This is a genomic window from Steroidobacter cummioxidans (genome assembly GCF_003104955.1).
The window spans coordinates 1-10,031 of the sequence record NZ_LSRW01000097.1 but is presented as its reverse complement, the minus strand read 5'-3'; the positions used below and the strand labels follow the sequence as shown (position 1 = coordinate 10,031).

Here is a 10,031-nt window from a genome sequence, read left to right as displayed (position 1 = left end):
GCATGACGTAATCGACACCGCTACGAACGGCTTCCAAGAATTCGTCCTTCGTCTCCACTTCCACCTCAATATGAACTGTCTTGCCAAGAGCAAGCATTCTGTCCCTTACCCGTTGAACTGCGTTGCTGACGCCGCCCGCGAGAGCGACGTGATTCTCCTTGATGAGTGCCATGTCATACAGGCCCAGCCTATGGTTGTGTCCACCGCCCTGTGTCACCGAATACTTGTCCAGCGCGCGCAGTCCCGGCACGGTCTTTCGGGTGTCCAGAATGTGGGCCTCGTATTGTGAAACGATGTCGCAGATCTTCCGGGTGTAGGTTGCGATTCCGCTCATCCTTTGCAGGAAGTTCAGGGCGACACGTTCCCCGGTAACAATGCTGCGGGCTCGACCGCCAAGTTCGATGATCGAATCTCCCGGAGCGACTCGCGTCCCATCGGGACGTAAAATCTGGATTTCAAGCAGCGGGTCCACCAGTTTGAATACTTGTTCCGCTACCCAGCCACCGCAAACAACGCCGGCTTGCTTCGATACGATACGCGCGTGCGCGAACTGGCTGTCCTTGACGGTCGCTTCGGTTGTGAGGTCGCCAGATCCAATATCCTCGCGAAGCGCTGTCTGGAGTGTTGCAATCAGCCACTGAGAATCAATTTGAGCAGGAAGCTCCATTACTCTCTCCTGAACCCGCGTCGGATTCGTTGTTCGCCAAGCGATGACAGGGGCTCACCATTCTGTTTCCAGACGATAACAATAACGATATATGTGCTTTGAAGGAATATTGAGCCGCGCGGTGCCGTCCGTCCTGCGACGGGCTGATTGCTCGCCAGATTCAGTCAGTGGCCGCTTTTGGCCGAAGAGCTTTGTATTCAAGACGTTAGTGTCTTGCGGTGTGCAATGAAGGGGAGGGCGCCCGAGACAGCGTGGCGTTCATCACCGAATGCGCCAGGGAGATCGGCCGCGGCATCACCTGTGCGTCGGTCGCGGTAGGTTGCCTCCGGGGAAACGCTGCGCGACGACGCCCGCAGACTGGATACCTGCCGCGTGCGACATGATTTACTACACAGCCGGAAGCAGCTACGATTTTTTCTAATAACAGCATGAAATTGCTGTGTTGGAAGTTCGTTTAGAAGTCAGCGACATTGCGGGGGCAAGCCAGATGGAATTGGAGTTGTATGTAAGAGACGGGTGCTCGCGCTGTAAGCGCGTTCGGGAAATACTCGAATCAATGGGCATCGAGGCGTCAGTGGTTGACATGGACACCCCTGAAGTTACGAATCGGGCCAGAGCCCTGGGCATCCGCAGCGTCCCCGTCCTGCATAAGGTGGGTACCAAGGAGATGAAAGTGGGTGATATCAGTAGAGAGGAATTGCTCAAATTCCTGGGATGAGGGCCCGTCCCAAAGGATCTTTATGGCCGGCGGTTGGCCGCGAAACCCACACGGACAGTTGGTGAATAGCGATGAGTTATGAAGAATCGATGAGGAAGCGGTTGATCGAGAACAACCTGGAGCTGGCTGGATGTTCCATCGATATGCATGAGAGGGTCAGCTCAGAGGATGTGTTTTATGACGCGGCCCTGATCTGGAGGCACTCTATTGAGCCGGAGATTTGCGACCAGTGGTTGAGAGAGTTTCAGTCCAAGCACGAGTACACCGACGGAACGTTGTTTACCAAAGACGGACCTCAGAATAAAAACGACTTCCGGAACAATAGTAGATTGGAGATATGGGATAAGGACCTGGCCTTCGAAATGTTCTACGGGGCGAGTCGCCTCGGCACGAACACGCCAGTTTATCTCGGGAGCAATGTGCTGATAGGCCCATCGGAGTACATTCGTCTCTATAAGTATACTCCGGGCCAGTATTTCAAGCCGCATTGTGAGCACCCGTGGAGAAAGAACGACAACGAGAGAACGCGTGCGGTGATTCTTGTTTATCTCAACGACGATTTTGAAGGTGGCGAGACGGTTTTCTTGGACTACGGCAGGGTAATTCAGCCCAAGAAGGGCCTGGTGTTGGGGTTCCAGGATCAGCTGCTTCATGAAGGGAAGGAGGTTACCAAAGGTGAGAAGTATGTCCTCCGTTTCGACCTTCTCTACAGACGAACCAATCTAATTTTATAAATCGGGTTCGGTGGGAACACTGGGTCGCAATGTTCCCATGGTTCCTGGTGACCGGCGATTGAACGAGCGGGCGGGATTTTTTCTTGAAGAGATCCTGGCTCGCTCTTCAAGATTCTCGAAGGGAACATCAGGGCAAGCGCTATTTCTTCCATCGGCGAGTTTCGCGACTGAGGTCGATCGCTTGTATCGTCGTGATGAGTCACGGATACTCAAAACAGCTGTTTCAAGTATCAAGGGCTGAGGCGAAGCAGCTTGTGTCACAAGGAGAAGGACAATGAACCAGTGCCTGGCTGAGAAGGGAACAGCAACGCTCGAACCCGGTGCTTTCGCGCGCCGCTGGCAGGACCCCGCGAGGTTTCTGCAGATACTCGATGATCCGTGGTTCAAGATCGTCGTGGGGATCCAAAACCTCGTCTCCGTTGCCACGATGGATTTCTGGCGACGGCGTGACTGCATTACGCTCCACCTGCCGATCACGACCAATGCGATTTCCAGCCCGATGGGCCTCGGCAGCGATTCGCTCCCGGTCGAGATCGATCTGTTCGGCCAACGGACCTACCTGGCAGATTCAATGCAGTTCATGCTGGAGTACGGCTGCAGGTTCCATCCGGAAGGGTGTTACTACGTGATGCCGTCTTTTCGCGGGGAGTCGGCGGACGAAACTCACCTTTCGCAGTTCTATCACAGCGAGGCAGAGCTCTGCCTCGGGCTCGAGGATCAGATCGACGTAGCAGAGAGCTACTTTCGTTACGTGACGCAGGCGGTACTCGAGCGATTCCAGGGCGAGCTCGGAACCGCAGGAATAGGTACATCACATCTTGATGTAATTCTCTGTCCGGGTCGCGCGAATTTTTCCTCGACTGACGTTTCAGGAGGCGGCTCGCATCCTGAGGGACGACTCGAGATACGTCATCCGGATGGAGAATTGGAGGACGTTGAACCGCGCAGGCGAGAGAGAGTTGATGCGGTACTGTGGCGGAGCAGTCTGGGTGACGCACTGGGATCATCTCGCGGTCCCGTTCTACCAGGCATTCGCCGAGGACGGCAGCGCGTGCAACGCTGACCTGCTGATCGGGGTGGGTGAAGTGATCGGGCTGGGTCAACGGCACTCTGACGGTGCGCAGGTCAGAAGAGCATTGGATTTGCACCAGGTGGAGCAAGGTGCCTACCAGTGGTACATCGATCTCAAAGACCAGAAGCCCTTGCTCACATCGGGATTCGGCATGGGGGTGGAGCGATATCTGTTGTGGCTGCTTTCGCACTCGGATATCCGCGATCTGCAACTACTGCCTCGAATGAACGGCTACTCGATCATCCCTTAGTGAGATGGGCATCGATCACCCAGAACTGAACGCGTTGTTGCGTTCACTGCCGGAGCCGCAGAAGCGCGCGCTGCAGTGCTGTGTCGACGTTGCAAGAGAGCGTGATGACTTCAGCCTGGGAATATTCGGGAGTGTCGCGTCTGGGGAATGCGACGAGTACTCGGACCTGGATCTCGTGTGCGTGAGAGACCCGCCAGGTGAAGCTAGGCTTACTGCCGAGCAGTTCGGTGCCATCACAGGTCGGATCGGAGATGTGCTGGTGCAATTCGATGCGTCGCATCTCGGCCGATCAAATATGTACGTCGCCTATATCACGCACCAGGGGCGGATGGTCAAAGTGGATGCATCCATGATCGTCGCTGGGGACGTGCTCGCGCTACCGACGCTCCCAATCAAACTGCACGATCCGGAGAACAGGTTCGGGCGCGTGACGTTTACGGTCGATGTATCGGTGGACGCGCGGGTCCTTCTGGAGAAGATGTGCGGCTGGCTCTGGTATAGCTTTGCCAGAATCGCCCGCGGCGAGTATTTCGCGGGCGCACGGGCGATCGACTACGCTCGAGAGAATGCACTGTTACCAGTGATCTTGCATCGTCTCGGCTTTCCCCAGGGCGGGCACAGGAGGATCGAGTCGCGATTGCCCGAGGCGCTGGTCACGGCTCTGCGTGAGACACATCCCGATGCTCTGGAAAAAGACAAGCTGTTGGCGTGTCTCGAGGCGCTTTACGTGCTCACCCGGCAAGAGCTGCAGTTGCAAGAGAACGCATTCCCGCATCTGCCGCCCATTCTCGAGCGCGTGTGGGAGCACATTCAAGCGTCGATGCAGACCATATCTACGACTCCGCTTCGGCCATGACCATCCCCCTGCAACGCGCGCAAAGATTCACTCCGGGTTCGAGAATCGGAATACTGAGCCCGGCGGCCGCGACTGTTCATGCGTTTCCAGGCCGCACAGAGCGCGCGATCACCAATCTGCAAGAGGCGGTGAACGGTCGTGTTCACAATCGGCCGAATGTGAAAGACAAAGTCGGTTACCGGGCGATGGCTCCGGCACAAGTCGCGGCTCAATTGCACGAGATGTTCGCGAATCCCGACGTCAAGCTCGTCATCACATCGATCGGCGGTTTCAACTCCAACGAGGTCCTTAGATTTGTGGACTGGGATTTGCTGTCGCGCCATCCCACGCTGATTTGCGGCTACAGCGATGCGACCGCGCTGCTGGCGGCTTTGCATGCCAGGACGGGGCAGGTCGTGTTACACGGCCCTGCGTTGCTGCCCCAATGGGGAGATCCGCAAGGGCCGTTGCCGGAATGCAAAGCTCACTTCCTGCACGCAATCGGTGGCTCCACACAGCCGCGCGAGCTGCGCTCGCCAGGCTTCTGGATCCATCCACGACTAGACTGGAATGACGCGAAACTCAGCGCTCACCATGCTGCTCGGCACGACGCCACCTGGTCCGTCATCCAGCACGGGTTCGCTCGGGGCCGACTCGTTGGTGGAAATGTCGAAACGATCAATATGCTGATCGGCACTCCTTACTGCCCGTCTTTTGTCGACCGTATCGTTTTCCTGGAGGCGAACGGCGCGGAAGCTTTTATCCCACGCTTTCATCGCGCATTGGTACACCTGCGTGATGCCGATGTGTTTACGCGCGCCGCGGGAGTCATGATCGGCCGGTGTCCCGACGCGCTTCCCGTGGAGGGAGTCTCGTTGGCCGACGTGGTCATGGATGTCATTGGATACCGCAACATTCCAATCGCAATAGACATCGATCTCGGACACTCTGAGCCGATGCTCACAATGCCGATCGGGTGCCTCACCACATTTGACGCACGCGGTGCAGATGCTCGCCTCGTCATCGAGGAGGCTGCCGCGTCATGAACCGGTTCATGGATGGATCGCCGCATGCCGTATCGCTTTCCTGACGCTCCCTTTTGCCGCTTCTGCGAATGCATCGCCGGACGGCTACAGTGGTTTCCGCTCGTGGAAGAAGAGCATGCTGTCGCGTTGCTCAATCCGCGTCAGCGCATGAGCGGAGCCACCCTGATTGCACCACGGCGCCACGTGCACGCCTTTTCCGAGCTCACAGCAATTGAAGCGCGCGCGATACTCGATCTGGCGCTGGCGATGAGCGAGAGACTGCAGAGCGCTCTGACCGTGGACGGAATTCACGTCTTTTGCAACAGCGGCGTCGCTGCGGGTCAATCGGAACCCCACGCGCATGTCCAGGTAATTCCGAGGTACGCAGACCAGCCGTATACATTCGTCAGCAGCCGAACGCTCGAGATCGCGCGACCCGATGACCTTACCGCGCTGTCAAAGAAACTAATGAACCCGGTGCGGTCGCCTCCGACACGCCTCGCGGCTGCCAGAGAGATGCGGCCATCGGAATGTCGAGTCTGTCGCGAGATCCAGGATGCGAGCTGCGTCGTGCTCGATGCGGCAGATTACTTCGTTGCAATCGTGCCAGAACGCTGTCGCGCCCGGGGCAGCGCGGTGATTGCGTCACGCCGATGCATACCAGGCCCGGACAGTTTGACGGGGGACGAGCAGGTCGAGCTGGTGAAGCTCATCCAATCGACCGCGAAAGCGATCGAGCGCACCTACGACCCGGACGGTCTCAATATCTGGTGGGACTTGGGAGCCATCGCCGGACAAATAGACTTCCACTACTGCGTCGAGCTGGTGCCGCGCTTCGATAACGTGCCGTACAAGTATACGAGCTTGCTGGAGATCCCCACGATGCCCACTGCCATCCGGGAGAAAATTGCCCATGAACTCCGTGGTGGATAGTCCACTTTGTGTGAGCCGCTCCGACGGTGCTTCGTCGACCGCGAAGTCATTCGTCGGTCTCGACTGTAAAACCAGCGGTCCGGATGTCGATACGCATCGCATGATACAGATAGGCGTTTGTATCTGCGGCGATCAGGTTTTCTCGGCGCGAATAGGATGGCGGGACGCGCAGTACGATGCCGAAAGCCTGCGTGCGATTGGGATCGCACCTGACGATCTGCACATTGGAGAACCTGCAGCACTCGTGGACCGAGCCTTATGTGCCTGGCTCGAGCAGCTCGAGATCGCCCCGAAGAGCGTGATCATCGTCGGGTGGGGTGTGTCCTGGTTCGATCTGTCGTTTGTTACGCGAACGCTGCCGACCTTCGCGAGTACCTTTCTTTGCCACCGATCTGTCGAGATCGATTCCCTGTGCCACGCGCTCGATGCAGCAAAGACGTATAACGACCAACCCAAGAGCTTCGAGCAGTGGAAGACCATGGCTCAGCGGGTAGCGGAACATCATGCGCTTCTAGCCTACGGGCGCACGCCTCAATGGCATGATGCTGGCTATGGCGCCCTCATGTCGTGGCTGTCGTGGCGCTGGCTACGACAGATCATCGCGGATCCATCTCCGGCGTCAGGCAGGCCGCGCACGTAGCAGGAGGGCTGGCTCGATCTGGCGCCCTGCGGATTCACTGCAGCGCCCGGTTCGCGGTCTTTTGACCTGTCGCACAACACTTAGCTCCTGGCCAAGCAGTGGCGTAGAAGAATTATTGTATTCGAAACATCGACCAGAGCCCGATGCAGGTCTCCTTCAAAACTCAAACCAATTTCACTCAATGCTTCAGGCAAGGTGGGCCTGTATCGAAGCTTGGCCGTGTCTATGAAGCATTGCTTGATATTCAGATGTTTTTCCAAACCATCCAATGTCATGTGATGGTAGGCCAGATCACGCTCGAGCTGTTTCCTGTCATACATCCCCCAGGAACAGAAAAGAACATCCTTCCGGTCGCCCAACCAGTTCTTGAAGCGTTCGATCACATCTGAAAAAATCTGCGCCTCATCAACCTGCGATTGTCCTATTCCTGTAAGGTCGGTACAGAACCGTGTGAGCTTTGGGTGTCTCAAAGGTCGCACATAACTTTGAAACTCATCTATTTTCACGGCGCTCGGCGATTCCAGTAGAGCAGCGCCGATCTCGATGATCTCTCTTTGCTCATGAGGGATCGAATCATCGTCACTGCAAGTGGCTTCCAAATCGACAACCAGAAGATATTTGACATCCTCCAGATCTGTCACGCTCGTGTACGTTTTCATCTCGCTCATGAATATTCAACGTTGCAAACAAATGCGGCAGGGAAACCGATTTCAATTCAGCTCATACATCAGATCCGAGCGCAGCTCAACGAGCGGCGTCCAATGACTGAAGGCTTGCCAACACGCCCGCCAGCAAAGTACTGGCCGATTATGAACTGTTGGGAGCGTTCAGGATTCGCCTTGGTCCGCGCAGCCAGTGACGCTCAACGCGAGGGGCACGCATCATCGAACGCGAGGAAACCGTCACGGCAAAGAAGCATCGCATGATCAGGGGTTTGGCGGATTGCATCTTGCAAGCTTGCTGGGATCAGGAAGCACACGCCCGCATGAGCTCGATGACGTTGATCGGCGTCGGGCTCGAGCGCACGCTGACGGCCTTGGCCATGCCGTTGATCGAGCAGACGCTTTGCTGTATATAGTCGCATGGCGCATATATACGACGAGCCGAGTCGTACTTTCGGCGAATACCTCCTGGTTCCCAATCTCACTCGCAAGGGAATCGTCTCCTCCGCTGTCGACCTGACCGCTCCGCTAGTTAGATTTCCACGCGGCAGCGCCGTCCCTCTCAGCATCAAAGTTCCGATCACCTCCGCGATGATGCAGGCCGTCTCCGACGACAAGTTGGCCATCGCACTTGCGCGCTCCGGTGGGCTCGCCTTCATCTTCGGCTCGCAATCCATCGCGTCGCAAGCCGAAATGGTACGCCGCGTGAAGAGCCACAAAGCCGGCTTCGTGGTCAGCGACAGCAACGTTCGCCCGTCGGCGACGCTGGCCGACGTGCTGGCGACAACGCGCAGGACCGGACACTCCACTGTCGCGGTGACGGAAGACGGTACGCCTACGGGCCGGTTGGTCGGCGTCATTGCCGGCAGGGACTATCGGCCGGGACGAACGCCGCCGAACACGCCCGTTACCGAGCTGATGACGCCGTTCGCGAACCTGAAATGCGGCCGCGTCGGCATCGACCTCGAAGCCGCCAACGATCTGATCTGGTCGCACAAGCTCAACTGTCTGCCGGTCATTGATGATCGGCAGCACCTGCACTACATGGTCTTCCGCAAGGATTACGATGCTGCGCAGGAGTTCCCGCTCGAACTCGTGGACGACAAGAAGCGACTCCTCGTCGGTGCAGGCATCAATTCGCACGACTACATCGAGCGCGTGCCAGCGCTGGTGGAGGCCGGCGTCGACATCCTGTGCATCGATTCCTCCGACGGTTATTCGGAATGGCAGGCCGACACGATCGAATTCGTGAAGGTGAACTATCCCCAGACACCGATCGGAGCGGGCAACGTGGTAGATCGCGAGGGCTTCAATTACCTGGCCGATGCCGGCGCCGATTTCGTGAAGGTGGGGATCGGCGGCGGCTCGATCTGCATTACTCGCGAGCAGAAAGGCATCGGGCGAGGCCAGGCGACAGCCGTGATCGAGGTCGCACGCGCTCGCGAGGAGTACTGCCAGAGAAGCGGCACGTACGTGCCGATCTGCTCCGATGGCGGTATCACCCGCGATTATCACATCACCCTGGCGCTCGCGATGGGTGCCGATTTCGTGATGATGGGGCGCTATTTCGCCGGCTTCGAAGAAGCGCCCGGCCGCAAGCTGCGGCTCAACCACACCATTGTCAAAGAGTATTGGGGCGAAGGCAGCAATCGCGCGCGCAACTGGCAGCGCTACGACGACGGCAGCGGCACCAAGAACGGGCTCGCCTTCGAAGAGGGGGTGGATGCCTATGTCCCCTATGCTGGCCCGCTCAAGGACAATCTCGACGGAACGCTGGCCAAGTTGCGCTCGACCATGTGCAACTGTGGTGCCCTGAGTATCTTTGAGCTGCAGCGTACCGCACGCATCACGGCAGTGTCAGCGGTGACCATTCACGAAGGCGGCGCGCATGACGTCATGGTCAAAGAAACGCGCGCCGCCCTCGAAGACGAGTAGCAAACTCCTTACTCTCCTGCGAAAGATGCCGCCGCACACGCCGGCATCGCCGTGACAATTGACGCCATCGGCGGCAAACCGGACCGCTCGCGCCAATGGTGTAGAGCCGTCGTGTACTTGAATTATCTGCTCGAGTATCAGCCGGCTGCCAGCACACCAGAGAAAAACGAGATTCGGCGTCAGAATTGACGCTAGCTTCATTTTGATTTACCAATCAGTGTTGATCCAGTAATCAGCCTGCAGGGAAGAAATATGAAGGATATGGAGATAGCGACTGGGATCCATGCTCCCACACTGGGATGGAGCAAGTTTGCTCTGTCGCGACATAGGCCTGGGACTGGCTATTCTTTTTTTACCGAGTATACAGCTGCCGATATTGTCGATTTGGTTCGAGGGAATTGGTTCTCTGCAACGCCGGGTGATGGCGAGAAAGGTCTAGAGCGAAAAGTAGTAGTTCCTATCCCCGCGGAAAATTTCTACTGCACATCTGTTCCTTTGAACAAGGATATGGTGTTGCATTCCGAGGTTTATCAACACAATGAGAGCTTTGCCATCAGGAC

The 10,031-nt window shown here is 57.2% G+C and carries 12 protein-coding genes and 1 pseudogene; 11 read left to right on the top strand and 2 right to left on the bottom strand.

Annotated features, from left to right (window positions below; genetic code table 11):
• Nucleotides 1–667, bottom strand: a 667-nt coding sequence (nadC, locus tag D0550_RS31825) for a carboxylating nicotinate-nucleotide diphosphorylase (RefSeq protein ID WP_116813220.1), incomplete at its 3' end; no start/stop codon positions are given.
• 487 nt (nucleotides 668–1,154) lie between these two features.
• On the opposite strand from nadC, the gene D0550_RS37315 reads away from it, so the two are divergent.
• From D0550_RS37315 to D0550_RS31790, 8 genes and pseudogenes are all read left to right on the top strand, one after another.
• Nucleotides 1,155–1,385: a glutaredoxin family protein gene (locus D0550_RS37315; RefSeq protein WP_414717362.1), complete on the top strand. Its 231-nt coding sequence runs from the start codon at nucleotides 1,155–1,157 to the stop codon at nucleotides 1,383–1,385.
• Between the two features lie 71 nt (nucleotides 1,386–1,456).
• Nucleotides 1,457–2,119 carry a 2OG-Fe(II) oxygenase gene (locus D0550_RS31815; protein WP_116813218.1) on the top strand — a complete coding sequence of 221 codons (663 nt, stop codon included), beginning with the start codon at nucleotides 1,457–1,459 and terminating at the stop codon, nucleotides 2,117–2,119.
• A gap of 274 nt (nucleotides 2,120–2,393) precedes the next feature.
• Nucleotides 2,394–2,834: pseudogene (locus tag D0550_RS36615) on the top strand (asparaginase); the annotation flags it as partial.
• A gap of 133 nt (nucleotides 2,835–2,967) precedes the next feature.
• The gene (locus D0550_RS36610; protein WP_322109854.1) at nucleotides 2,968–3,441 is read left to right on the top strand and encodes an amino acid--tRNA ligase-related protein; all 474 of its coding nucleotides are present in this window, start codon (nucleotides 2,968–2,970) and stop codon (nucleotides 3,439–3,441) included.
• A gap of 37 nt (nucleotides 3,442–3,478) precedes the next feature.
• A complete protein-coding gene (locus D0550_RS31805) occupies nucleotides 3,479–4,297 on the top strand; it encodes a nucleotidyltransferase domain-containing protein (RefSeq protein ID WP_161966186.1) in 819 nt (272 codons plus the stop codon).
• A complete protein-coding gene (locus tag D0550_RS31800) occupies nucleotides 4,294–5,322 on the top strand; it encodes a S66 family peptidase (RefSeq protein ID WP_116813216.1) in 1,029 nt (342 codons plus the stop codon). The genes D0550_RS31805 and D0550_RS31800 overlap by 4 nt, the downstream gene beginning before the upstream one ends.
• A gap of 24 nt (nucleotides 5,323–5,346) precedes the next feature.
• Nucleotides 5,347–6,234, top strand: coding sequence for an HIT family protein (locus D0550_RS31795; RefSeq protein ID WP_161966185.1), 888 nt, complete (start codon nucleotides 5,347–5,349; stop codon nucleotides 6,232–6,234).
• 10 nt (nucleotides 6,235–6,244) lie between these two features.
• The gene (locus D0550_RS31790) at nucleotides 6,245–6,874 is read left to right on the top strand and encodes a 3'-5' exonuclease family protein (RefSeq protein ID WP_116813214.1); all 630 of its coding nucleotides are present in this window, start codon (nucleotides 6,245–6,247) and stop codon (nucleotides 6,872–6,874) included.
• Nucleotides 6,875–6,954: 80 nt separating this feature from the next.
• Here D0550_RS31790 and D0550_RS31785 read toward each other — a convergent pair whose 3' ends face one another.
• Entirely contained in the window at nucleotides 6,955–7,542 is a 588-nt protein-coding gene (locus D0550_RS31785) for a 3'-5' exonuclease (protein ID WP_116813213.1), read from the bottom strand.
• Nucleotides 7,543–7,796: 254 nt separating this feature from the next.
• Here D0550_RS31785 and D0550_RS35105 point away from each other — a divergent pair, with 254 nt between their 5' ends.
• From D0550_RS35105 to D0550_RS35750, 3 genes are all read left to right on the top strand, one after another.
• Complete coding sequence (locus D0550_RS35105; RefSeq protein WP_161966184.1) at nucleotides 7,797–7,952, top strand: hypothetical protein; 156 nt, start codon at nucleotides 7,797–7,799, stop codon at nucleotides 7,950–7,952.
• Nucleotides 7,953–7,956: 4 nt separating this feature from the next.
• The gene (locus D0550_RS31780) at nucleotides 7,957–9,471 is read left to right on the top strand and encodes an IMP dehydrogenase (RefSeq protein ID WP_116813212.1); all 1,515 of its coding nucleotides are present in this window, start codon (nucleotides 7,957–7,959) and stop codon (nucleotides 9,469–9,471) included.
• Between the two features lie 252 nt (nucleotides 9,472–9,723).
• On the top strand, nucleotides 9,724–10,031 hold a 308-nt coding region (locus D0550_RS35750), incomplete at its 3' end, for a hypothetical protein (protein WP_206606660.1).